This window comes from Archangium minus, from assembly GCF_044360475.1.
In the GTDB taxonomy this organism is placed as follows: domain Bacteria; phylum Myxococcota; class Myxococcia; order Myxococcales; family Myxococcaceae; genus Archangium; species Archangium minus.
Map to the genome: position 1 here is coordinate 2,622,715 of NZ_CP043494.1, position 23,857 is coordinate 2,646,571.

General features: G+C 67.0%; 22 protein-coding genes and 2 pseudogenes. 11 read left to right on the forward strand and 13 right to left on the reverse strand.

All coding sequences use genetic code 11. From position 1 onward, the window contains the following. Positions 1-2: 2 nt before the first annotated feature. Positions 3-230 carry a hypothetical protein gene (locus F0U60_RS10775; RefSeq protein ID WP_395817576.1) on the reverse strand — a complete coding sequence of 76 codons (228 nt, stop codon included), beginning with the start codon at positions 228-230 and terminating at the stop codon, positions 3-5. Further along, complete coding sequence (locus F0U60_RS10780; RefSeq protein ID WP_395817579.1) at positions 173-580, reverse strand: hypothetical protein; 408 nt, start codon at positions 578-580, stop codon at positions 173-175. The genes F0U60_RS10775 and F0U60_RS10780 overlap by 58 nt, the downstream gene beginning before the upstream one ends. 134 nt (positions 581-714) lie before the next feature. On the opposite strand from F0U60_RS10780, the gene F0U60_RS10785 reads away from it, so the two are divergent. Further along, on the forward strand, positions 715-2,271 hold the full coding sequence (locus F0U60_RS10785) for a non-reducing end alpha-L-arabinofuranosidase family hydrolase (RefSeq protein WP_395825172.1): 1,557 nt from the start codon (positions 715-717) through the stop codon (positions 2,269-2,271). Between the two features lie 378 nt (positions 2,272-2,649). Here the strand turns inward: F0U60_RS10785 and F0U60_RS10790 are convergent, their stop codons facing one another. Together F0U60_RS10790 and F0U60_RS10795 are read right to left on the reverse strand one after the other, a co-directional pair. Further along, complete coding sequence (locus F0U60_RS10790) at positions 2,650-2,907, reverse strand: hypothetical protein (protein WP_395817582.1); 258 nt, start codon at positions 2,905-2,907, stop codon at positions 2,650-2,652. A 1,490-nt stretch (positions 2,908-4,397) separates the two neighbouring features. Continuing rightward, positions 4,398-5,306 (reverse strand): LysR family transcriptional regulator, encoded by a 909-nt coding sequence (locus F0U60_RS10795; protein WP_395817584.1) that lies wholly within the window; start codon positions 5,304-5,306, stop codon positions 4,398-4,400. Positions 5,307-5,407: 101 nt separating this feature from the next. Between F0U60_RS10795 and F0U60_RS10800 the strand changes: the two genes are divergently transcribed. Beyond that, positions 5,408-6,004: a glutathione S-transferase family protein gene (locus F0U60_RS10800; RefSeq protein WP_395817587.1), complete on the forward strand. Its 597-nt coding sequence runs from the start codon at positions 5,408-5,410 to the stop codon at positions 6,002-6,004. Positions 6,005-6,135: 131 nt separating this feature from the next. On the opposite strand, the gene F0U60_RS10805 is transcribed toward F0U60_RS10800, so the two are convergent. After that, positions 6,136-6,939, reverse strand: a complete 804-nt coding sequence (locus F0U60_RS10805) for a helix-turn-helix transcriptional regulator (RefSeq protein WP_395817590.1) — start codon at positions 6,937-6,939, stop codon at positions 6,136-6,138. A 54-nt stretch (positions 6,940-6,993) separates the two neighbouring features. Between F0U60_RS10805 and F0U60_RS10810 the strand changes: the two genes are divergently transcribed. The 4 genes from F0U60_RS10810 (at position 6,994) to F0U60_RS10825 (ending at position 9,032) form a co-directional block, all read left to right on the forward strand. Beyond that, positions 6,994-7,896, forward strand: a complete 903-nt coding sequence (locus tag F0U60_RS10810; RefSeq protein WP_395817592.1) for an SDR family oxidoreductase — start codon at positions 6,994-6,996, stop codon at positions 7,894-7,896. Between the two features lie 359 nt (positions 7,897-8,255). Beyond that, the gene (locus F0U60_RS10815) at positions 8,256-8,489 is read left to right on the forward strand and encodes a hypothetical protein (RefSeq protein WP_395817595.1); all 234 of its coding nucleotides are present in this window, start codon (positions 8,256-8,258) and stop codon (positions 8,487-8,489) included. Between the two features lie 7 nt (positions 8,490-8,496). After that, positions 8,497-8,793 (forward strand): hypothetical protein, encoded by a 297-nt coding sequence (locus F0U60_RS10820; RefSeq protein ID WP_395817598.1) that lies wholly within the window; start codon positions 8,497-8,499, stop codon positions 8,791-8,793. Beyond that, the gene (locus F0U60_RS10825; protein WP_395817601.1) at positions 8,733-9,032 is read left to right on the forward strand and encodes a reverse transcriptase domain-containing protein; all 300 of its coding nucleotides are present in this window, start codon (positions 8,733-8,735) and stop codon (positions 9,030-9,032) included. Before F0U60_RS10820 ends, F0U60_RS10825 begins: the two co-directional genes overlap by 61 nt. Positions 9,033-9,066: 34 nt before the next feature. Here the strand turns inward: F0U60_RS10825 and F0U60_RS10830 are convergent. Next, a pseudogene (locus tag F0U60_RS10830) lies at positions 9,067-9,711 on the reverse strand (hypothetical protein); the annotation flags it as partial. Between the two features lie 78 nt (positions 9,712-9,789). Next, positions 9,790-10,620, reverse strand: a complete 831-nt coding sequence (locus F0U60_RS10835; RefSeq protein ID WP_395817604.1) for a class I SAM-dependent methyltransferase — start codon at positions 10,618-10,620, stop codon at positions 9,790-9,792. Between the two features lie 585 nt (positions 10,621-11,205). Here F0U60_RS10835 and F0U60_RS10840 point away from each other — a divergent pair. Then, on the forward strand, positions 11,206-11,463 hold the full coding sequence (locus F0U60_RS10840; protein ID WP_395817607.1) for a pectate lyase: 258 nt from the start codon (positions 11,206-11,208) through the stop codon (positions 11,461-11,463). Positions 11,464-12,057: 594 nt separating this feature from the next. Then, positions 12,058-12,469: pseudogene (locus F0U60_RS10845) on the forward strand (SMI1/KNR4 family protein). A 13-nt stretch (positions 12,470-12,482) separates the two neighbouring features. Here F0U60_RS10845 and F0U60_RS10850 read toward each other — a convergent pair. Next, positions 12,483-12,650, reverse strand: coding sequence for a helix-turn-helix domain-containing protein (locus tag F0U60_RS10850; RefSeq protein WP_395817609.1), 168 nt, complete (start codon positions 12,648-12,650; stop codon positions 12,483-12,485). Between the two features lie 23 nt (positions 12,651-12,673). Next, the gene (locus F0U60_RS10855; protein WP_395817612.1) at positions 12,674-13,888 is read right to left on the reverse strand and encodes a sigma-54-dependent transcriptional regulator; all 1,215 of its coding nucleotides are present in this window, start codon (positions 13,886-13,888) and stop codon (positions 12,674-12,676) included. A gap of 205 nt (positions 13,889-14,093) precedes the next feature. Between F0U60_RS10855 and F0U60_RS10860 the strand changes: the two genes are divergently transcribed. After that, the gene (locus F0U60_RS10860) at positions 14,094-16,241 is read left to right on the forward strand and encodes an ATP-binding protein (RefSeq protein WP_395817615.1); all 2,148 of its coding nucleotides are present in this window, start codon (positions 14,094-14,096) and stop codon (positions 16,239-16,241) included. On the opposite strand, the gene F0U60_RS10865 is transcribed toward F0U60_RS10860, so the two are convergent. Together F0U60_RS10865 and F0U60_RS10870 are read right to left on the reverse strand one after the other, a co-directional pair. Continuing rightward, positions 16,207-17,415: an ATP-binding protein gene (locus F0U60_RS10865; protein WP_395817618.1), complete on the reverse strand. Its 1,209-nt coding sequence runs from the start codon at positions 17,413-17,415 to the stop codon at positions 16,207-16,209. The two genes, F0U60_RS10860 and F0U60_RS10865, sit on opposite strands and share 35 nt — an antisense overlap. Positions 17,416-17,461: 46 nt before the next feature. Next, on the reverse strand, positions 17,462-17,941 hold the full coding sequence (locus tag F0U60_RS10870; protein WP_395817621.1) for an STAS/SEC14 domain-containing protein: 480 nt from the start codon (positions 17,939-17,941) through the stop codon (positions 17,462-17,464). A 179-nt stretch (positions 17,942-18,120) separates the two neighbouring features. Here F0U60_RS10870 and F0U60_RS10875 point away from each other — a divergent pair, with 179 nt between their 5' ends. Then, positions 18,121-19,266, forward strand: a complete 1,146-nt coding sequence (locus F0U60_RS10875; protein WP_395817624.1) for a hypothetical protein — start codon at positions 18,121-18,123, stop codon at positions 19,264-19,266. 12 nt (positions 19,267-19,278) lie between these two features. Further along, the gene (locus F0U60_RS10880) at positions 19,279-21,450 is read left to right on the forward strand and encodes a bifunctional alpha,alpha-trehalose-phosphate synthase (UDP-forming)/trehalose-phosphatase (protein WP_395817627.1); all 2,172 of its coding nucleotides are present in this window, start codon (positions 19,279-19,281) and stop codon (positions 21,448-21,450) included. A gap of 4 nt (positions 21,451-21,454) precedes the next feature. Here F0U60_RS10880 and F0U60_RS10885 read toward each other — a convergent pair whose 3' ends face one another. Both F0U60_RS10885 and F0U60_RS10890 read right to left on the reverse strand, forming a co-directional pair. Then, positions 21,455-22,117, reverse strand: coding sequence for a hypothetical protein (locus F0U60_RS10885; protein WP_395817630.1), 663 nt, complete (start codon positions 22,115-22,117; stop codon positions 21,455-21,457). 65 nt (positions 22,118-22,182) lie between these two features. After that, positions 22,183-23,841 (reverse strand): ATP-binding protein, encoded by a 1,659-nt coding sequence (locus F0U60_RS10890; protein ID WP_395817633.1) that lies wholly within the window; start codon positions 23,839-23,841, stop codon positions 22,183-22,185. Between the last annotated feature and the right edge of the window lie 16 nt (positions 23,842-23,857).

Sequence of the window (23,857 nt, forward strand, 5' to 3'; positions counted from 1 at the left end):
TTCTACCGACGGCTGCCGTCACTCTGGATGGGGAGGTGTAATTGTCGTTGATGGGGAGGTGTAGTTGTCGCTGAGCACTCCAGGGTATGCACCTCGTCCGCGGTCGTTACGTGTACCCACTTCGTCTTCTCGTGCGGCAGTGGTTGGTGGCGAGCGGCGCTGGGATAGAGGCTCACCACGTCACGCTCCACCAGGGGCGCGGGATAGAGTCCACGGATGAAGACCTCCACTCGACCCCCGTGGAGGGCGCGCAAGGCATGAGCAGCTCGTCCATCGGGTCCTTGAACTTGCTGAGCTCCGCTGCCGCGAAGTGCGCCACGAGGTACGCCTTACGAGGCCGGCGCTTGCGCATGGGCACCGAGAGGCCGTGCTGGGCGATGAACTCGAGCACCAACCGGGTGAAGCTCTCCACCGTGAGGAATGGCCCTGGTGGCTCGAAGACCTCGGACACCACCACGCCGTTGAGGATGCCAGAGCTGCACGGACAGCAGTTTGCGGTCGGGGCTACGCGCGTCCCCCATTCCACGTCGAAGCCGAGGATGGTTACATGAATGCCATAATACACTTCCAGAATAATCATGATTTGCAGTCTTGACAGAAAGCCCTCATAGATCCACGCTGGCGTGACTCGGGCGCTGATGTTCGCCCCGAGCGCCCCTACCCCACCGGAGGATCCCCATGAGTCGAAGGAACGTGGCAATCGGTTCCGCTAAAATGTTAGCGCTCACATTTCCAGGTCTCGGCGAGCCAGCGTCCCATCAAGAGCGGCGATCGAGGTCATCCCTCCTTACGACGCTGGGGCTGTCCCTCCTTCTTCTGTTCACGTTCCGGCCGGCTCCGGCCGTTGCACTGACGCGGGCCTCGCTCGGGGCAGTACCGGTTGATGCTGCCCCCGCCATCGCGGCGAGTGGGAATCTTCTGACGAACGCCGGCATGGAAAGCGGCACGACCGGTTGGTCTGCCATGGGCGCTGGAACGCCGGCATCGAACACGAGTGTCGTCCATGGCGGCACGCGGTCGCTGTCGTACACGGGCCGCACGGCTTCGTGGAACGGACCGAGCCAGAGTGTGACATCCCTGCTGGCCAATGGCGCCAGTTTCACGACGAGCGTATGGATGCGAACGCAGAGCGGAGCCCCCACCGGCAAGGTCACTCTGGCTTTGACCGCCAACGGGACGACGAACTACATCACCCTGGCGCAGGGCACGGTGAACGCATCCGCTTGGACGCAGCTGACCGGCACCACAACCGTGTCCTGGACCGGGACGTTGTCATCCGCGACGCTCTATGTGGAGACGCTTGCCGGCACCGACAGCTTCTTCATCGACGACGCTTCGTTCGTCAACAATTCGTCGGGCGGGACGTGCGCCCTTCCTTCGACGTACCGTTGGACTTCGACGGGACCTCTCGCGAGTCCGAAACCGGGCTGGGTCTCGCTCAAGGACTTCACCAACGTCGTCTACAACGGCAAGCATCTCGTCTACGCGACGACGCACGACACGGGAACGTCGTGGGGTTCGATGAACTTCGGCCTCTTCACCAACTGGTCTGACATGGCCACCGCCCCCCAGAACGGGATGTCCTCTTCCGCCGTCGCCCCCACGCTCTTCTACTTCGCCCCGAAGAACATCTGGGTACTGGCCTACCAGTGGGGCGCAACCGCTTTCGTCTACCGGACGTCGACCGACCCCAGCAACGCGAATGGGTGGTCGTCCCCGCGCGAGCTGTTCTCCGGAACGATCTCCGGTTCCAGCACCGGGCCCATCGACCCGACGCTGATCGGCGACGACACGAACATGTACCTGTTCTTCGCCGGGGACAATGGGAAGATCTACCGAGCCAGTATGCCGATCGGCAACTTCCCGGCCAGCTTCGGTACGGCGTCGACAATCGTCTTGAGCGACACTACGAACAACCTGTTCGAGGCCGTTCAGGTCTACAAGGTCCAGGGCCAGAACCAGTACCTCATGATCGTCGAGGCAATCGGCGCCAACGGCAGATACTTCCGCTCGTTCACGGCAACCAGTCTTGCCGGATCGTGGACGCCGCAGGCCGCAACCGAGAGCAACCCCTTCGCCGGCAAGGCCAACAGCGGCGCCACCTGGACCAATGACATCAGCCACGGCGATCTGGTCCGCAGCAACCCCGACCAGACCATGACCGTCGACGCGTGCAATCTGCAATTGCTGTATCAGGGACGCAATCCCAACTCTGGTGGTGACTACGGTCGTCTGCCATACCTTCCGGGTCTGCTGACGCTACAGCGCTAGCACATCTTTCGACCGCGCCTACGGCGCTTTCACCTCAACCATGAAGGTCCGCCATCCCGGTCGGACCTGGAGACAAACTGCCCATGGGGTGTGGTTCTCATACTGATCACCCATTGTGATTCCAGGCACCTACTGTTACCGCGCAGGCTTGTTGATGGAGATGTGAGCACGCTTGTTGATGGTCACGCGGAGAGGATGGAGTCACCACACTGGGTGATGGAATGGGCCGGACGGCGAGCCACCGGGAGATGAGCGAGGGTGGCTCGCCGGCAGGTGGCCGCTACGCCAGCGAGGGGCTGTGCTGGTGCGGCCTTTTGCAGGCACAGGGAGGCGAGCCGGTCGAGGTCGCCCTCACCTTCAACCGGCCTCCCATTTTTCTTATGCTCCCGCGCGCTCCGGGCGCACGGTGCAGGAGAGGACCCTCCATCCGCGAAACCAGTCGAGCGGCTCGGTCTGGACACACCGGACGAAGGCCTCGAAGCCACTCTCGAAATCCGGGGCGTCGAAGTAGTGCCGCAGGACGTTGCCGAGCATGCGGAGCTCGGCTCTCCGGTACGAGCCTCCGTACGTATAGACCAGCCCGGCCAAGGCGGGAAACTCACGCTCGAGCAGCTTCATGTCCGGGTCCTCGGCCATGGCCTGGAAGCCCCGGACCGGCTTCCGCCCGGCGCGTGCGCTCAGGCGAAGCGGCTGCTCATCGTGACCCGGTACATCCGGAGCCGCACCGTGGCCGCTTCTGGCGGGGGCTCAGCAGGTGCGGCGACAGGCGCTCTCACATGCGCTGCGGACCTGCACACATCCCGCGATGATCGACGGGTTGTTTCCAGCGCTGTTCACGCAGTTCTGATATCTGGGGTTGCAGCTCGAACAGCACCAGTTGGAGGGATTCTCCGGCATAATGGGGCCCTGCGCCTCGGCCTCCTGTGTGGGAAGCGCCACGGCGCCCAACGCTCCCAGGGCCAGTCCGAAAAATCCAGCCTTCAATGCCTTGAACACGGTTCAACTCCTTTTGTTGGTTGTGTGCTACTGGTTGCGACGACGGGTTCAGCTCTTCTTGGTCTTGACGCCAGACGGCCACCTTGCGACTCCCTGTCCCGCCAGGCGAGGCGCTCCCGAGCAGCAGCCAGGGGTCCTGGATGCCGGGAGTTCTTTTGAATTCAAGTCTTATAATTTATTCCGGAAAATGTATGATTTGTCAATCTGGACCAATGCATCCAGGTTGTTCTTGGTTTCTCATGGCCCGGAGTCCACACTCCAGTTTCTGGTGAAATACGCATCGCCCCGGGTGCCTCTCCCCGCGTGAGCGTGCCGTGCGAGTCTGTCTCCCGGTCCCGCTCGAAGCACCAATCCATCGTTGCCCCCCAGCTGCCCAAGCCCGCCGGTCCCTTCACGTACGCCAACACCCGGCGCCAGCCTCCACACCTCACGCAGGCGAACACGTTCGACGTTCTCGGCGGGGGGGGCCAGCTTGCTGGGCACGGAGGGCTTCGGCGGCGGCGTCGGGCTCCTGGTCAAGGGGTTGTTGGTAGGCAGGGAGAACTTCGGGGACTTGAATCCAGCCTTCATGGGCCCACCTTCGGGAGTCAGGTTGCGCGAGTCCTGTCTACAGCAGGAGACATGCCAGGACCGTGGGGTGCTCCCAGGAAATCCCAAGTGCCGGATGTTCTTGAACCTCGGCATCCCGGAACCATCACCAGGGCCGAATCCGGGCGAGTCCGAGGCCCGGTCCCCCTGGTGACTCCAGTCATCACCCGGGAGGCCTCCACAGACCGATGGAGGAAGGTCGTCCCCCATGGATCCCCCGTAAACAGGTCGGTTCGATGCCCGTGCCAGGGCCGCTTCACAGAAGGAAGGACAGGAGCCCTGTTGGGGGTAGCGTCCTGAGCGGTGCATGCGCCAAGGAGGACACACAGCGCCGACGACCAGCGTACGAACCTCGAGGACCTCGGGACTTCTGCAACCCCCTGGAGAAGGGTCTGGGAGGGAGGGAATGGCCGTCGGCCACATGTCGCCGACATTCGCGACATGTCACGGCCCCAGGGGTTTTCCATCGCCCCGCCCACGGGTTTGATTGCCGTCGGGGACAACCTGGGAAGCGCGGCAACCTCAAGGGGTTGCTGGGCTTTTCAGGCGCGGTGCTGACGCCTGGATCCGCCGCGGTGGGGCGGCGACACCGGCCCGGTCAGCGCCGCCAGCGCGTCCACGAAAAGGCGGACCTTCGCCGGGAGATTCACCCGGCTCGGGTAGACGGCATACATGCTCCACACCATGGCGGGCCTGGGACCGAAGAGGATCTTCAACCGTCCGTCCCGGACCGCCTCTCGGCAGAGGATGTCCGGAACCCGCGCGATGCCGACACCGGCGATCGCCGCCTCGCACGCCACCTCGAGGTCGTTCACCGTCAGCACCGGATCGATCCGCGTCTTCACGTTCTCGGCCTCCCAGGTCTCGAACGGGCTGAAGCCAATGCAGCGTGCGGAGCGAAGCTCCTTCGCGCTCGGCATCCCGTGCTTCGAGAGATAACCGGGGCTCGCCACGAAGTATCTGGGACCCTCTCCAAGCTTTCGCGCCACCAGCGACGCGTCATCAATCGGCCCAATGCGAATCGCGAGATCCAGTCCCTCCTCGATGAGGTCGATGCGGCGATCGGCGAGCACCAGCTCGACGCTCGCCTTGGGGTAGCGGGAGAGGAAGTCCGCGACCACGGGTGCCAGGTAGCGGCGGCCGTAGAGCATCGGCGAGGCCACCCGCAGCAGCCCGACGGGCTCCGCCTGCCGTCGCTGCACCTCGTTGTTGGCCTCGTCGATCTGCGCGGCGATCGCGGCGCACCGGTCGTAATAGGTGGCTCCCGACTCGGTCATCCGCAGGCGCCGCGTCGTTCGCTCGAGCAGCCGCACCCCGAGCTGCTCCTCCAACTTGCCGATACGCTCGCTGGCCGTCTGCTTGGTGATGCCCAGCTGGCGCGCCGCTCGCGTGAAGCTGCCCTCACGAACGACCGCCGCGAAGAGGACCATGTCGGCTGGCGAGATCATCATCGTCAAGAATAACCTGACAAAGAGTCCATGGGCGAGGTCATTGTCGCCAAGCGGGAGGGGACGGCATGTTGTCGTGGCTCACCCCAAACAGGAGTAGTCCGATGAAGCTCTACTTCGCCCCGCGAACCCGAGCGGTCCGCGCCCGCTGGCTGCTCGAGGAACTCGAAGTGCCGTACGAGCTGGTGAAGCTCGACATGTCGAAACAAGAGACCACGACCCCAGCCCACCTGGCGTTGCACCCGCTCGGCGAGGTCCCGGTGCTGGTGGACGGAGCCACCGTGCTCTTCGAGTCGTTGGCGATCTGCCTCCATCTGGCCGACCGCTTTCCCGAGAAGCGGCTGGCGCCGCCCGTGGGCTCGGCCGAGCGAGGCCCCTATCTCCAGTGGATCGTCTTCGCCGAGGTGACGCTCGATCCGTTGGTCGTCGAGCACTACTGGAACACGCAGCTGCCCGAGGAGAAGAAGGCGGACCTCTCACGGCAACACGCACGCCTGGATGACGTGCTCAAGGTGCTCGACGTCCGGCTCGACGGCCGTGAGTTCATCGCGGGCGACTCGTTCACCGCCGCCGATGTGGTCCTGGCGTCGATCCTCCACCTGGCGCACACGTTGAAGCTGCTCGAGGGGTACCCGAAGTTGTTCGAGTACATGCTCCGCCATGCGAAACGCCCCGCCACGCGACGCGCGGTTTCTGGGTGAGCTCTTCCTACCTTCGCCAGCGAGGTGGCAGCTTGAGCCTCAACACCAACGCGGCCTGGGGCGCCTCGCTCGCCTCCTCCGCACCTGCTTGGGGGAGCGCGCTTGAGAGACCTGCTCGCGCGGCTTCTCGCTCAGGTTCCGGACCGTTGAACCAGCTGCGCGATGGCGCGCGCGCTTGCCTCGTTCGCGGGTGAGAACACGAACATCGAAAGGCCGCCGCTGCCTTCGACGTAGAACACCGATGACTTGAGCACGATCTCACCGACCTCGGGACGGACGATCCGCTTCTGGAACCCGTCGTGCGACCGGATCTCACCTTCATCCCACAGGCGGCGAAAGTCGGGGCTCGTCTCCATCAATTCGTCGATCAGCGCCGTCGCCTCGTCAGATTGGCCGGCACGCGCGATGTCGACGCGAAACGACGCGAGACAGGTACGGCGAACGTCTTCGACGTGGTGCACCTTGTTTTCTGAACCCGGTTGGAAGACCCGGCGCAGCAGGTTGCGGTCGCGCTCCGGTACCGCCGCGTAATCGCCGAGCACCGCGACCGCCGCGCGATTCCACGCGACGATCTGCGACGTCGGCGTCTTCACGAACGCGGGGATGGAGAGGTTGTCGAGCACGAGCTGGAGTGACGGCGTGACCGCCGCGGACGGCGCGGGCTTGCGCGGCGGCGGACGGTTGTGCGCGAGCAGGAACAGCATCTCGCGATTCGCCTCGTCGAGCTCAAGGGCGCGGGCGAGGCGTTCGAGCACGTCGTCCGACGGCACGCCGCCGCGACCTTGTTCGAGCCACGTGTACCAGGTGACGCTCACGCCGGCTCGGGCGGCGACTTCCTCGCGGCGCAATCCGGGAGTGCGTCGGCGCGCGGTGGTTGTGGGATGGACGCGCTCGCGACGGTCGCGCAGGAACGTGGGGAGGGTGGTAGTCGCCATACCAGTATGGGTGCTCGTCTTTTCGGACACGCAACCCGAGCCTACAGTCCGCGCATGACCAAGACAATGCGAGTGTTCGTCACCGGCGCGACTGGCTGGATCGGCACGGCGGTGCTGAAGGAGCTGCGCGGGGCCGGCCACAGTGTCCTCGGCATGGCGCACAGCGATGCAGGCGCCGACAAGTTGAAGGCGCAGGGCGTGGAGGTTTATCGCGGCGACATCAGGGACCCGAAATGTCTCGTCGAGGGCGTCCGTGCGACCGATGCGACGATCCACCTGGCGTTCCACATGGACTTCTCGGACTTCCCGAAGATCAACCAGATTGATCGCGACGCGATCAGCGCGATGCTTGATGCCATGGCGGGCACGAACAAGGCGTTCGTCGGCACGAACGGCACGCTGGTGGTTTCGAAGCCCGGCAAGGTCGCGTTCGAGACGGACGAGTCGTCGGAGAACACGCCACTCACGGTCCGGTTGCAGGCCGAACGTCTCGTGGTCGATGCCGCGAAGCGCGGAGTGCGTGGCAGTGTCATCCGGCTGGCTCCAACGGTGCACGGCGCGGGTGACAAGGGTTTCATCGCAATGCTGATCAATATCGCTCGCGAGAAGAAAGCCGCTGGTTACATCGACGAGGGCAACCATCACTGGCCCGCGGTGCATCGCGACGATGCGGCGCGGTTGTACCGGCTTGCCGTCGAGAGCGCACCGCCGGGAACCGTGTTGCACGGCACCGCGGAGGAAGGCATCTCGATGCGCGCGATCGCGGAAATGATTAGCAAAGGCACCGGTGTGCCGACGAAGAGCGTGCCAGCCGCGGAGGCAGGCGCTCACTTCGGATGGATGTCGATGGTCGTCGGGCTTGATAACCGGGTCTCGAGCAAGGCGACGCGTGAGCTACTCGGCTGGAAGCCGGAGCAACCGGGCCTGCTCGACGACATGCGCGCTCACTACTTCTGATCTTCATCGGCGACCCGGGCTACTTCGAGGACACGGCCAAGAGCCCGAAGTTCCCGTTCGATCCGCTCCGCGACGACGACTTCGAATTCCCCGTGCGCGGCTTCGACAAAATCGAGGACGTGCCCATCGTGCGCGTCGTGGCGAAGCCCGCGAGCCGCGACGTCAAGCGCGTGACCATCGAGATGTGAAGCCGGGCTTCACGGTGCTCGGTGTGCGCGCTCTCCTCGAGCAGCACGGCGTCGATCTCGCCAACGGCGTATAGCGGTGATGAAGCGGCAGGCCGGCCACATGCGTGGAGGCCCACCGAGCCCAACCTTGCGGCGGTGCGGAGGTGAGCGCCGAAGTGGGGGAAGTGGGAGATGGAGAACATCGGCATCGACGTGCACAAGCGGGACAGCCAGGAGTGCATTCTGGGCGAGGGTGGAGAGGTGGTGCTGGAGCAGCGGGTGAGGACGCAACGGGAGCGGTTGGGGGAGCTGCTGAGCAAGCGCCCGAAGGCCCGGGTGCTGCTGGAGGCTTCCACCGAGAGGGAGTGGGTGGCGCGGTGCCTGGAGGAGAGGGGCCACGAGGTGGTGGTGAAAGGCACCAACTAAAGCCCCCATGTACGCCACGCGCAGCCGCCGGGTAAAGACAGACAAGCGGGACGCCCGCACCTTGGCGGAGGCGTGCAAGCTGGGGGCGTACCGGCCCGCGCACCGCACCTCGGACGAGCAGCGACACAGGAGGGCGCAGCTGGCCGTACGCGAGGCGCTGGTGCGCACGCGCACCCGCTCCATTTCTCAGGTGCGCGCCCTGGTGAGGCGTGAGGGCTTGCGGGTAGCGGATGGGGAGGCGCCGTGCTCAGCAACCTCTACCTCAACGAGGTGGACCGGATGCTGGAGCGGGCCCGTGAGGTGACGAGGGAGAAGGTGAGGACGCACGTGCAGTACGCGCGTTACGCCGACGACCTGGTTGTCCTCGTGGACCCCACCCGCGGGTACGCGTGGCTGGAGGGAGCGGTGGTCCGGCGGCTGAGGGAGGAACTCGCCAAGCTCGGTGTGGAAGTGAACGAGGAGAAGAGTCGCGTCGCCGACCTGAGCAAGGGAGAGTACCCACGAAAACCTTCTCGACCCCAGCCTTGCTCCGTGACCCTGTAACGAAGAGGAGGTCTCGTGCGGGAACGGCGACCACGAAGTCGCCCTCCCTCTCTGTTGACTTCCCATCCCAGAGCTCATCGAGCAGCAACAAGCTTGCCTCGAAGTTCCCGCCCGTCTCGGGAAGGATGAACATCCAGGTACCAGCGCTCCCCTGCTTCTCGACTGGCGGAATCTGCTGCCTGAGGTTCCTCAGAGCGGTCGCCCGAAGCTGTGCTCTTTCAAGCTTCAGCCGCTTCAGGTCTGCTTCGGTCACGGGCATGAAGTGGGTGGGCTTGTTGAACGCATAGATGACCCACAGATCGCCGACGAGCCTTTCTCCAATCTGGTTGTACTTGCCCGCCTTGATCATCTGCACGGATGCATCGACCTCGCCCCTCACCAGGGGAACGAGCTCCGACTGCTCCCCCAGGGCCTCGCCGAGTGCAGCCTGGACCGCATCCCGAAGGCGCTGAGCCTGGCTCCAAACGGCCTGTGCCCTGCTACCCGGCGAAGCTCGCCAGGGGTTCTCGAATCCAACCACCAGCCTTACTCCCTGGCTGGTAACGGCAACCTTGAACGGAGCGGCGACTGCCACTGTCGCCTCCGGATCGACGGCCCGGAGAGCTTCGGCACAAAGGGCCGTAAAGCGGTCCTCGTCGATTTTCGCGTCGCTCAGACTGGTGGCGAGGTCCTTGGGCATTTCCGCAGCGAAGGAGGCCCCGGTCGCCGCTGCCGTCCACAGACGAAGTTCCGTCCGCTCCTCGAAATCGGGCCTTTATCAGGACACAGGCCTGACCGCGACGGCATGGACCGTGTGGGTTGCGGCAGTGAGGACCTGGCGTTCGCGCAGGGGGGCGAGGGTGTCGCGCTTGACGGCCTCGCGGGTGGCGGCATCGAGTTGGTCGATGGTGGCTCGGTAGCCGGAGCCGAGGGCAATACGCCACCAGTCGTCCGGGGACGCGAGGGGTTGGTGGGAGAACTCGACCTCGACTGTGTGGGCAGTGACGTCGGCCTCGGCGAGCATGGCTCGGAGGGCGTGGGGGTTGTTGATCCGCTCCCACGGGTTGAAGGACTTGTAAAGGTCGGGGCGGTGGGCGCGGATGGCGTTCCAGAAGGCGGTGTTGCCAGGCTCGAGGACATCGGGGCCCCAGGTGGTGATGGCCAGGGTGCCACCCGGCTTCAGCGCTCGCCACAGCCCGCGGACGGCAGCGGGCATGTCTGGCACGAAGAAGATGCCGAAGACGCAGACGACGGCGTCGAAGTGCTCGGGCATAAGGGGAAAGGCCTCGAAGTCGGCGCAGCGGAAATCGATGTTGGACAGACCAAGGGCGCGGGCCTTGGCGCGACCGCGCTCGAGCAGCGCCCCGGCGAGGTCGATGGCGAGCACGGAGCCCGTGGCACCCACGACCCGGGCCGCGGGGAGGGCGGACGCCCCGCTGCCGGAGCAGACATCGAGGACGCGGTGGCCCGGCTGGAGAGGGATGCGATCAACGGTGCGTTGGCCGGTGCGCGCCCAGAAGGCGAGGGGCTCGTCGTCGAAGTGATCCGCGGCGGCGGAGTAGGTCGCGGCGGTACGGGCCTTGGTGGACAGGGAGGAGTCGGAGTTCATGCCCGGATGAACGCAGCAGCACCGGACATATTACAGGCCTACGCACATCCGTCTCGCACCAGTCCCTCAAGGTACGTCACCTCTTCGGGCGAGAGCTGGATGGGCCGCGGGGGCGTCTCCTCATCCACCGGAGGCGACTGCAGCCCGAGTGGGTGGTGGCACGGATACGGAAGATGGCGGCCACGGGCATGACCGGTGCTCCCGGGAAGGTGTCTCCCGCTCCTCTTAATTCACCTCGAACTACTACGCGGAGAATAATGGTATTGCGTGGACGCTGCTGGTTCGTCTCTTGTTCTTACCGCGTCCCGTTGGATGCTCGGACATCCATTCGGAAGACGGCATGAGTTTTGTGCCAATTTGACTGTCAATGTGGGCGGAGATGCTCTCGAGAAACAACTGCAATGCGCTCAGCTGTGTTCCCTGCTCATCCTCATAGAACCAAGAGGCATAGCCCATGTCGTCTGAGTCATGAACTACGTAATTCTTACGCAGGTGGTACGACTGATTTACGCCCGTGATGCCGTCCGGCAAAAGCTGAAATGTATCGTGATCAAAACTGTTTCGACCAGCCTCATGGGGGAATGTGTGCAGGTACCTCCCGACTATGTGAAGCGCCCCTCGGGCAACACCGACGACTCCTACAACCCGATCCAGACCAGGTCCGGCAGCACCATGTGGTACCGCTTCTATGAGCTGAATCAGGACAAGGGCTTCTTCAGCGACCGCACCGGCGGCAAGTTCTACAACATCATGGACATCGAGGCCGAGCGCCGCTACGGCTACCAGTGGGGCGGCGACTACGGCACCAGGCTGCTCAACTACAGCGCCTCGGTGGGCTACTGAAGCCGCCTCCCTCCGCCAGATGCACGACAGGCGACTCAGGCGCGGTCGCTGACACAGCGCCTCGCCTGGGCGGAGTTGGACGACCGGTGCCCTCCCGGCAAGCCTGGACGCTCGCCGGGCGGTTGCGCGGGAGCTTCGCGCTGATGTTCCCATGCGCTCGATGAGCACTCCGTCGCGTTTCGAGGAGGTGGGCCGCCATGAGCAACTCTCGCAGCGTACCCGCGCGAAGCCGTGCGCCAGCACGCCGCACTCCAGGTACCGGGCGAAGTCCCGCTCCACCCGGCCGCCTCCGCCGGTACGCCCACCCGTGCTCCCCCACCTGCCCCTCCCCAGCCACACCTCGCCAGGGCACACGCTCCTGTCCGCCTCCCACGGGCCTCCGTGGAGCCCCTGCCTGCTTGTGGGGATTGGGGCCTACGAGAGCAAGAGGCCGAGGAGGGCCGCAGCCCGCGCCGGATTGCCCCCTTCCAGTGCCTCCAGGGCCGCTGTGACGTGCTTTGCTACATTGCTACAGCAGACCCGCGCTGGAGCGCTTTCAACACACGTCGGCGCGGAGCAGGGAGCCCTACACGGACAACTGACGATGGCCCTTCCATGAGCCTCCTGCTCGAAGAGGTCTCGCGCCAGCACGCCCCGCTTCCCCCCGCCACGCCCGAGGAGATCGAAGCGTTCGAGCAGTGGATGGGCCCTGCATTGCAATGGCGCGCGGTTGTTCAAGACGCCCATCCTGTCCCTCTCGGAGATTGTCCGAGCGCGGGTGGCCATCCGGCGTGAAGACACCGACGAATGGGGCCCGGCTTCGATGTATGCCTTCTGCTATGTGCGTGACGGCAACTATGTCGTCTTGGACGTAAGCCGACAGATAGACGGGCGATATCCGCTCATTGATGGGTGTCATGAGACATGGCCTGACCCGGACTACCGCGGGCCAGTCGCCAACTCTTTCTCGGAGTTCTTGGAGCAGGTGCTGCGCACCCGGCGCAGCCTCTATTGGCTGGGGGAATGAAACGTCCGGTGCGTCACGCCGCGGGGATACCGAGTGCCTTGATGCGGCGGTGCAGGTTGCCCCGGTCCACCTGCAGGAGTCGCGCGGCCCCGGCGATGCTGCCTCCCTCCTCCAGCGCGGCTTTGATGAGCGTGCGCTCGAAGTCGTCCACGTGCTCGCGGTAGCTCTTCTGGCCCAGCACGAGCTGCGAAGGTGTCGCGGCCTTCAGGGACGCGGGCCCGTGAGGGACTCGGGCGTGAGGGTGAGCGGGCCGTTTCCCCGCAGCAGGTTCTGGCGCTCGATGAAGTTGCGCAGCTCGCGCACGTTGCCCGGCCAGGGCCAGGTACGCAGGGCCTCCTCAGCTCCGGGCGCGAGCTCCAGCGGAACGTTCGACCCGGCCAGCTCCGCGGCGAAGGCCCTCGCCAACGGGAGGATGTCCTCGGGCCGCTCGCGCAAGGGTGGCAGCGAGAGGGGGAGCACGTTCAACCGGAAGTACAAATCCTGTCGGAAGCGTCCCTCCCGCACCGCCTGCACGAGGTCCCTGTGCGTGGCCGCGAGGATGCGCACGTTCACGGGGATGGGCAGCCCTCCGCCCAGTCGCTCCACCTCCTTCGTCTCCAGCACGCGCAACAGCTTGGCCTGGAGCTCCAGCGGCATGTCCCCGAGCTCGTCGAGGAACAGCGTGCCCCCGTGCGCCTGCTCGATGCGGCCGAGCCTCCGCGTGGTGGCGCCCGAGAAGGCACCCCGCTCGTGGCCGAACAGCTCGCTCTCCAGCAGCGTGGCGGGGATGGCGGCGCAGTTGACCGCGACCAGCCGCCCCTTGCGCCCAGAGGCCAGGTGGAGCGCCCTCGCCACGCGCTCCTTGCCCGTGCCTGTCTCGCCGGTGATGAGGATGGCCGTGTCGCTCGGGCCCACGCGTGCGATGAGCGCGCGCAGCGACTCCATGGCTGGGCTGTCCCCTACGAGATGTCCGGGGCGGGCCAGCTCCTCCCGGAGTCGCTGCTGCTCTTCCCGCAGCTCGCTCAGGGCCAGGGCGTTGCGCAGCGCTGTGAGCAGCCGCTCGGGCGAGGGCGGTTTCTCCACGAAGTCGGTGGCGCCTAGCTTCAGCGCCTGCACGGCCTCGGCAGGCGAGGCCTCTCCAGAGAGCACCACCACCGGGAGGGGAAGGGGCCGAGGCAGCCGCGCGAGCAGCTCCAAGCCTGTCTCTCCGGGCATGCGCAGGTCCAGCAGCATCAGCGCCGGCGGTTGGCCAGGCGCGTCGAGCAGGCGGACAGCCTCGGCGGCGGAGCGGGCTTCCACGGGGGAGAATCCCTCGTCGGACAGCAGGCCCCTCAGTCCCTTGAGGACGCCCGGGTCGTCATCCACCAGGAGGATGCGCGGGCCAGACGCCTCGGAGCGTGGAGCGGCGACAGGGGTGTGCACGCGGCCAGCGTAGCGCAAACCCGGAGCACCGTTCCTCTCAGGGCCAGGGGAGTAGGAGGACTTCCACCTCCTGTTTCCTTTCAAGGTTCGAGAAGAGGGGTTCGAAATGGGGGCACGGCGGATTCTTCGGGAGAAGCAGGCGGGCGAAGATGACGCGCCCCGGGTGCTCCCGCACTCACCGTCCGGCTCCGGAGGTCCTTCCCGGGGCGCTCTCCTCGGACGGATGAGCCGGGAGCTGGCCGCGTGCACCCAGCTCTCCGACGTGTTCCGCTGCCTCGGCCAGTGGGCGATGCCCGCCCTGGGGGACTGGTGTGACCTCGACGTGCTCCGCGATGGCATGCTCCAGCGTGCCGCCGCCTTCCGCGCCCCTCATGGAGCGATTCATGGTCCCTCGGGCGGCCCGCCCTCTCGCCTGGCCCAACGGGTGGCGCTGATGGGCAGGGCAGAGCTGCTGCGCGGACCCGATGAGCAGGTGGCCGTGGCCCTGTCCTCGGAGGCTGGCGACCTCTCGCGCCTTCAGGGGATCGGCCTGTTGGACTGTCTGGCGGTGCCCCTGCTCTTAGGAGGGCAGCTCGTTGGAGTCCTCTCCTTCGCCACGCGGGAGCCGGCGCTGCGCCTGGATGAGGACACGTTGTCGCTCGCCGAGGATCTGTCCGGGTGTGTCGCGTTCGCGCTCGAGACGGACCGGCTGCGCCAGGCATTGGAGCGCTCCCACCATGCGGAGCTGCGCGCGGAGACGCTCGAGCGGGAGCTCCAATGCCAGGCGGCTGATTTCAAGACGCTGCTGGACGTCATCCCCGTGGGCATCGCCATCACCCACGATCGCGACTGCCGGCACATCCGGCAGAACCCCTGGTTCGCGCGGATGCATGAGGTTCCACTCGACGCCAACATCTCGCTCAGCGTGCCGGAGGGGGAGCGCCAGCCCATCCGCTACCTCGATACCCACGGCCATGCACTCCGGCCCGAGGAACTGCCGATGCAGCGGGCGGCCGCCACGGGCGAGGCGGTGCTCGACGTCGAGCTGGACCTCGAGGCCCAGGGGCAGCGGCGCGGCACCATCGTTGTCTCCGCCGTGCCACTCCTCGACGAGGGGCACCATTCGCGTGGCTGCATCGCCACCATCCTGGATGTCACCGCGCGCAAGCGGGCCATGGAGGCGCAGCGCTTCCTGGCCGAGTCCAGCGCGGTGCTTTCCTCATCGCTCGACCCGGAGCAGACCTCGCGCACCATGGCCCGGCTATGCGTGCCCGCGCTTGCCTCCCTGGCGGTGTTCTATGGCCGCCGGTCCGATGGGACGCTCGGGGTGCTGTCCGTGGCTCACGAGGATGACTCCCTCCAGCCGATCGCCGCCGAGGTGAGCCGCCACTTCCCCATTCCCGAGGGGCACCCTCTCCGCGAGGCCATGATGACGGGGCGGCCCCGGCTCATCCCGGTGCTCGCGGACGAGCCCTCCTGGTTCAAGTCCCGGGATGAAGGGCTCCATCGCCTGCGCCAGCGGCTCGCGGTCCGCTCCGTGATGCTCATCCCGCTCACCACCGCTCATGGCGTGGTGGGGGTGCTGGCGCTCGGCACACATGCGCGGACCTACTCCGAGGACGACTTCACCTTCGCCAAGGAGTACGCCGCCCATGCGACGTACGCCATGGAGAACGCGCGGCTCTACCGCGAGGCTCGCGAAGCCGTCGCCCTGCGGGACGAGTTCCTCGGCATCGCCGGCCATGAGCTGCGCACGCCCCTCACCGCCTTGCAGCTCGGGTTGCAGCGTCTCGCCCGGCAGAGTGCTACGGCAGGGGATGCCGCGGAGCTGTCGAAGTGGGTCGCCACCTGCCAGCGGCAGGGCTCCCGGTTGAGCAGGTTGGTGGGGGATCTGCTGGACGTGGGCCGCATCACCTCCGGGCGTCTGCCCATGGTGGTCGAGGAGATGGACCTGTCGGCGCTCGTGGAGGAGGTAGCAGCGCGCATGGGGCCGGAGCTGGAGAAGGTGGGCTGTGGCCTCGTGCTGAAGCTGGAGTCGCCGCTCACCGGGAGTTGGGACCGGTCTCGCCTGGATCAGGTGCTGACGAACCTTGTCTCCAACGCGATGAAGTACGGGCAGGGCAGGCCCATCGAGGTCTCCACCGAGGCCACCGCCGAGGGCGTGCGCGTGTGTGTGAGGGATGAGGGCATCGGCATCTCGTCGGGGGACTTGTCACGCATCTTCGAGCGCTTCGAGCGGGCCGTGCCCGAGCGCCACTACGGCGGACTGGGGCTCGGGCTGTGGATTTCGAAGCAGATCGTCACCTGGCTCGGTGGCCACATCCGCGTGGAGAGCGAGCAGGGCCGGGGCTCCTGCTTCACGGTCGAGCTTCCCCGGAGGGTGGAGGGCTGAGGGGCAGCTCCACACGTGCGAGCGTGCCGCCCCCAGGCGCGGGCTCCAGGCGCAGCGCACCGCCGTGCTCGTGGGCAATCTTCTGGGCGATGGGGAGCCCCAGGCCGCTTCCGCCAGGCTTGGTGCTGAAGAGGCCTCGGGTGAGGGCCGGGCCCTCGAGCACCTGGGCAATGCCGCTGCCTCCGTCGTGGACGGTGACGCGGACGGAGGAGGGGAGGGCCTCGACGGAGAGGCGCACGGGAGCGGCTCCGAGGGGCGAGGCCTCGAGGGCGTTCTTGACGAGGTTGCCGAAGAGGCGGCGCAGGCCGTCCGGATCCGCGGAGAGCGTGGGCTCGGGGCCGGGGTGCAGCTCCACGGCGACGGATGCGGTGCCCTGGTAGAGGGCGCACACCTCGGCGAGCAGGGGGCGCAGGGCGACAGGCTGGAAGCGCGGTGAGGGGAGGCGGGCGAAGTCAGAGAAGCTCCGCGTCATCCGCATGAGCAGCTCTATCTCTTCCTGCAGCAAGGCGACGGCTTCGCCCAGGCGAGTGGCGTCCGGTGGTGCGTCGGGGCGTGACAGCCGCGCCAGCGCGAGCTTCATCGCCGTGAGCGGGTTGCGCAGCTCATGGGCGAGCGCGCGCGCCACGTCCTGCCAGGCTGCAATCTGCTCGGCGGCCTTGAGGCGCTCGCGCTGGGCGGAGAGCTCGCGGCCCATGCGGTTGAACTGGACGAGGAGGAACTGGAGCTCGTCGCGGGGCGGGTCGGGAGCGGGGAGCTGGACGGTGAGGTCTCCGCGCGCGTAGGCCCACATGCCCTGGGTGAGGGTGGAGACGGGGCGGGTGAGGGCGCGGCCCAGCAGCACGGCGGAGGCGGTGAGCCCAACGGCCGAGACGAGCAGCAGGGCCCCGATGAGCATGGGCGTGCGGCGCGCGAGCGCGCGGCGGGCGAGCTCTGCCTGGGCGAGATTGAGTCGGGCTTCGTCGAGCGCGGCCTGGGAGCGGCCCTCTCTCTCGAGCCCGGCGGAGATGTCCTCGAGCACCTGCTCCACGGGTGCGAGGGAGACGGAGAGTAGATCCTCGAGCGCTCGCCGGGCGAGGACGCCGAGCAGCACGAGGGGTACCAGGCCGGTGACGAGCATCACGGCGAGGAGCCGGCGGCGGAAGCGCGCGGGAGGCGGAGGCAGGTCGAGAGGCATCGGCGGGGCGATGTTGGCGCCGCGCGGGGCCTGCTTCCAGCTTTACTCAGGCGGAGCGGATCCGCTCCGCGGCGTACACCCGGATGGGGAGCCCGTACTGGCTTCGGACGCGCTCGGCCGCGAGGCGCATTCCCCACTCCTCGAGGCGCGCGCCCGCCCAGGCCACCGCATCCACCTCCCGGTGGGTGATGAAGTACGGCACGGGCATGGGCTTGAGGTGCATGACGGTGCTCACGGACAGCCGTACCAGGGGCGAGGTGATGACGAAGGCCACCCCGAGGAGCAGCTCGCGCATGAGGGATTCGTACTCCTGGAGCCAGAGGACCTGGCGCTGCCGTTGCTCGGGGGTGGGGATGCCTCCCCGGCTGAGGTCGGTGATGGCGATGTATTTCTCCCCACGCCGCAGCGCGGCAGAGCACTCCTCCAGGTAGTCCTCGTACTGGCGGAGTGTGGGGGTTCCCACGAACCGCTCGAGTCGGAGGGGCCATCGCGAATCATCGATGCTGACGGTGGAGTCAGGGAGCATGTCACTCCGGAAGGGCAGGGTGTCGCGAGCCTCCCTGTCTGCCTGGCGAGCAGGTTCGGTAAAAGAAGCAATCCGGGTCCATGTTCAACATCGTTCCAAATGAGGCCTTGGAAGGGTGCCTCTGTGGGGGAGAAGCGCCATCCATCTGACGTTAGGGGCTGCTATACGCTCCAAGGGTGATGTCTCGTCTTCTGGCTCCTTCTCAGGCGTGGCTCTTCGGCCGGGGCGTGGACCTCGCGGTCTTCGCGGGCAGCGCGCTCGTCTCGGTGGGACTCGTGCTCGCCGCGCCCGTGTTGGGGGCCGGGGGGGAGACGCCGCTGTGGGCCTGGGTGCTGCTCGTCGTCTGTGTCGACGTGGCCCACGTGTGGTCCACCCTGTTCCGCACGTACCTGGACGGGGACGAGGTGCAGCGCCGGCCCGCCCTCTACATCGCCGCGCCCCTCGTCGCGTACCTGCTGGGCGTGCTCGCGTATCTCCTCTCTCCAGGTACCTTCTGGAGTCTCTTCGCGTACACCGCGCTCTTTCACTTCGTCCGCCAGCAGTACGGCTGGGTGGCCCTCTACAGTCGCAAGGCCCGCGCCTCTCGCTCTGAGCGCCTCCTTGATGCGGCCGCCGTCTACGCCGCCACGCTGGGGCCCGTCGTGTGGTGGCACGCCCATCTGCCGCGGGCCTTCTGGTGGTTCGTGGAGAACGACTTCCTCTCCGGGCTCCCTCCGTGGATGGGCACGGTGGCGCTCGCTGTCCACGGGCTGGTGCTCGCCGCGTGGGCGGGCTTCCAGGTGTGGCGCGTCGTGCAAGGTGAGGGAGTCCAAGTGGGCAAGGTGCTGCTCGTGCTCGCCACCTGGGTGACGTGGTTCGGGGGCATCGTGCTGGCCCAGGACGACTTCGCCTTCACGGTGATGAATGTCGTCCTGCACGGGGTGCCCTACTTCGCGCTCCTTTTCCGGTATGCGCGCGGGCGGCTCGCCGAGGGTGGTTATGGCGGGCTCGGGTCCGTGGTGCGCGTGGGCTTACCCGGCTTCCTGTTGGTGCTGTTCGTGCTCGCGTTCGGCGAGGAGTTCCTCTGGGACTGGCTTGTGTGGCACGAGCGGCCTCGCCTCTTTGGAGAGGGGGGCCCGGTGTTGCCCCCAGACGTGCTGGCGCTCGTGGTGCCGCTGCTTGCGCTGCCCCAGGCCACGCACTATGTGCTGGACGCCTTCATCTGGAAACCGGGGACAGACCCAGCGCTCCTCGCGCGGCTCGGGTGGTCACGCGGGGGGGGCCAAGGTTCTCCAGGTGTCACGGACCCCATTTCCGGGGTGGCCATACCGCGTGTGATTGATTAACGGTCTGGGCGTATGTCCAGACTCCTGCTCGTTTCCAATCGACTCCCCGTCACCGTCAAGGCGGACAAGGACGGGGTCTCCGTGGTTCGCAGTGCCGGAGGGCTCGCCACGGGGCTGCGGGGCCCGCATGAGCGCTCGGGGGGCCTCTGGATAGGGTGGCCCGGGGATGTGTCGCGGCTCACGCCGCAGCAGCGCGCCTCGGTGGAGGCCCAGCTCGCGGAGCTGCGCTGCGTGCCCCTCTACCTCAGCGCCAGTGAGGTCAGCCGCTTCTACGAGGGCTACTCCAACCGCACCCTCTGGCCGCTGTGCCACTACCTCATCGACCGCATCCCCGAGCAGGAGCGGGATTGGGACGTCTACCGCAAGGTGAACGAGCGCTTCGCCGACCTGGTGGCGCGCCACTACCAGCCCGGTGACACCATCTGGGTGCACGACTACCAGCTCATGCTGGTGCCGGCCTTCCTGCGCGCGCGGCTGCCGCAGGCGCGCATCGGCTTCTTCTTCCACATTCCCTTCCCCTCGAGTGAGATCTTCCGCACGCTGCCGCACCGCGCGGACCTGGTGCGCGGGCTGCTCGGCGCGGACCTCATCGGCTTCCACACGATCACGTACGTGCGCCACTTCTCCAGCACCCTCATGCGACTGCTGGGGCTGGAGACGGTGGTGGATCGCGTCGCCTACGACGGGCGCGAGGTGCGGCTGGGCGCATTCCCCATGGGCATCGACGCGCAGGCCTTCGAGAACCTGGCGAAGGAGCCGGCGGTGCTCGAGGAAGTGCGCACGCACCGGGAGAAGAGCTCGGAGCTGCGGCTGTTGTTGGGCGTGGATCGACTGGACTACACCAAGGGGATTCCCCGGCGGCTGTTGGCGGTGCAGCGGTTGCTGGAGCGCGAGCCCACCTGGCGCGGCCGGCTGCGCTTCGTCCAGGTGGCCGTCCCCAGCCGCACCGCGGTGGCGGACTATGCCGCCTACCGGGACAAGGTGGACGAGCTGGTGGGGCGCATCAACGGCCTCTACGGCAGCGTCCACAACGTCCCTGTCCACTACCTCTACCGCTCCTTCAACGAGCGGCAGCTCACGGCCCTCTACCGCGCCGCGGACGTGATGTTCGTCACGCCCATCCGCGACGGGATGAACCTGGTGGCCAAGGAGTTCTGTGCGGCGCGTCCGGACGAGGATGGCGTGCTGGTGCTCAGCGAGTTCGCCGGCGCGGCGGACGAGATGGGGGACGCCGTGATGGTGAACCCCTACGACGTGGAGGGCATGGCGGACGCGCTGGAGGCCGCGCTGGAGATGCCGGAGGAGGAGCGGCGCACGCGCATGCGCAACCTGCGCGCCCGGGTGAAGGAATACGACGTGCACTGGTGGGTGCGCTCCTTCCTGGACGAGCTCCAGGCCACACCGACACCCCCGCCTCGCGTGGAGCCGGCAGGTGCGGAGGAGGCGCTCGCCCAGCTGCGCGAGGCCCAGTGTCTGCTGCTGCTCATCGACTACGACGGCACGCTCGTGCCCTTCGCACCCAAGCCCGAGCTGGCCTCGCCGGACGCGGAGCTGTTGGACTTGTTGCAGCGGCTCGCCTCCCGACGCGACACGCGGGTGCACATCGTCAGTGGGCGGCCCCGGGAGACGCTGGAGGCTTGGTTCGGCGGGCTGCCGTTGGGCCTGCACGCTGAGCACGGCCTCTGGTCTCGCCCTGCGCCCGGTGCGCCCTGGACGTCCCAGGAAGGCGTGACGACTGACTGGAAGAACCTGGTGCGTCCGGTGCTGGAGGCCTTTGCCGCGCGCGTGCCGGGTGCCTTCGTGGAGGAGAAGTCGGGCTCGCTCGCCTGGCACTACAGGCAGGTGGATCCGGTCTTCGGCGCCCGGCAAGCCCGCGAGCTGCGCCTGCACCTCGGCGAGGTGTTTGCCCATGGCCCGCTGGAGGTGTTGCCCGGCGACAAGGTGGTGGAGGTGCGCGCGCGCGGGGTGAACAAGGGCCGCGTGGTGGCGCTCGTCACCCAGGACATGTCACCCGGCACGCGGGTGGTGGCCATTGGTGACGACCGTACGGACGAGGATCTCTTCGCCGCGCTGCCCGAGGGGAGCCTCGCCATCCACGCGGGTGGCAAGGACACGCGCGCCCGCTACCGGGTGAAGGGCCCCCCCGAGGTGCGCCGGCTGCTCTCTTCCCTGCTGGTGGGCTGAGGCCTCAGAGCCGGATGTTCTCGTGCTCGAGCAGCGCCACGAGCCCGTCTTCCATGGCCTCCCGAGCGGAGGTCGTCTGCCGGTAGAGGAGGGCGTGGATGCGCTGGTCCTTCTCATCCTGGCTCTCGCACGTCCTCGAGTACTCCTCGAAGGAGAGCAGGCCACTGACGAGCCGTGCGAGGTGGTTGGGGCACTCGCACTTCACCTTGGTCACGATTTCCAATAGCTGGCCGAGCTGCTCGTGGGTGAAGCGCGGGGGCCGGGGCGTGCGGGGTGGGCTTGCGGTGGCCGCCTTGTCGTTGGCCTGCCGCAGCTCGTCGAGCGCCCGGTGCACGTGGACGTGGAGCAGGCTGAGCGGGAGCGGCCCTTGGACGAAGCGGATCCTCGGAGACGTGAGCGCCTGGAGCATGACGTGGTTCGTCAGCCGGTAGCTGACGAGCGCGTGTTGTGCCCCCGTGAGCTCCAGCAGCTCGGGCACCAGCTTCTCTGGAATCTTGCCCAGGTCCACGAAGTCCAGCGCGAGCACTTGCGGCCGGAGCCCCGGGACGTTGGCTCGGAAGGACTCCAGTGTTGTACCCGCCCAGACGACCTCCAACCCTTGAAGTGCTCGCGAGTTGACATGGAGTTGAGTGGGATAGGTGTCCCCCAACAGCGCCAGCTTCACCATGAATGCCCCCCCTGTGGCAGTCCCATGGGCGCATGGATGCATGAGCGCCCCCCGCGTTTCGCGCCTCAGGCCGGTTGGCCCGGTGAATCGAATTCTTCGGCGATGGGCAGGGTGATGCGGAAGGTGGTCCCTTTGCCTTGTTCACTTTCGACCGTGAGCTCGCCCGAGAGGGCCGTGATGATGCTGCGGCACACGGACAGCCCCAGCCCCGTGCCTACGCCGACCGGCTTGGTGGTGAAGAACGGCTCGAAGATGCGCGAGAGGTTTTCCGGTGGGATGCCCATTCCGGTGTCGCTCACCTCCATCGTGACGCGGCCGGGGGCGCTCTCCCGCGCCACCACACGGATTTCGTTCCGCTCCACATGGCCCGGCTCGATGGCATGCGCCGCGTTGATGAGCAGGTTGAGGAGCACCTGGCCCAGGCGCGCCCCGTTGCCGAGCACGGGGGGCACGCCCTCACAGTCCGCGACGAAGCGCGCGCGGGGGCGGATCTCATGGGCGGCCATCTTGGCGGCGCCGCGTACCACCCTGGCCAGCTCCACCGGGCCGAGGGTGGCATCATCCTGACGGGAGAGCACCTTGAGGTCCTGCACGATGAGCCGGACGTGCTCGGCGCCTGCGTGCGCCTCGGAGATGGCCGAGAGCAGCTCCTGCCGCTCCTCCTGCGAGGGGGCTCCCTCTGTCCGCTCCAGCTCCTCTTGGAGATAGCGAAGGTTGCTGAGGATGTAGGCGAGGGGGTTGTTGATTTCATGACCCACGCCCGCCGCGAGCCGGCCGACGGTGGCGAGCCGGTCCGCGAAGAGCAATTGATCCTGGGTCTCCCGGAGCTGCTGGAGGCTCTCCCCCAACTGGATGTTGGCCGAGGCCAGCTCGGCCGTGCGCGAGCGCACCGTCTCCTCCAGGCGGGTGTTGTAGCGCTGCTTGTCGAGCATCAGGTCGCGTAGCTCGGCGGCCATCCGGTTCAAGGCGCGTGCCAGCGAGGCCAGCTCGTCCTCGCCCTTCACGGGCAGCGAGTGCTCGAAGTCCCCATGCCCGATGCGCTCCGCGCCTGCGTGCAGCTCGCGCAGGGCGTGTTGGATGGGATCCAGGATGGTGAGGGCGATCCCCATCACCAAGATGAGCGCCACGGAGGGGATGAGCCGCGCCAGCTTGTTGCCCAGCCGCGAGCGCTCGTCCCAGATCCGCCGCAGCTCCTCCATCTTGGCGCGCTCCGCCACGATGGCGGCCTCGAGGTGCTCGCCGATGTGCGCCTCGAAGTCCTGGAACAGGTCCCACCACGCATCCGGAGGCACCTCCCCTCCTTCTCCCATCATGCGCGCGAGCTGCTCCGCGCGCATCACCCAGCGGTGCTGGGCGCCATGGAGCAAGGCGATGCGCTCGTGGATCTGCTCCTCGTCGAAGGGCTTGTCCTTCTCCCGCGAGAGCCACGCCTCCTGAAGCCCGAGCTCCTCGAGCCGCGCGAAGTCCTGGTCCATGCGCCTGTCCTGCTCATGGAGGATGCGCGTGATGTTGGCTCCGTCCCGCTGCGCGTGCCTCAGGGCATCCACGAAGGGCCAGGTGCTGCTGTGCATCCGGCCGTAGATGTCGATCTGATCCTGGATGAGGCTCAAGTGGTAGCGGGAGTGCATGCCCCGCCGGGTGCCATTGAAGAGCTCCACACCCATCGCGAAGACGAGGCTGATCGCCACCACCACGAACAGCCACACCTTCGAGCGTAAAGTCATGACGGACTCCCCCGGA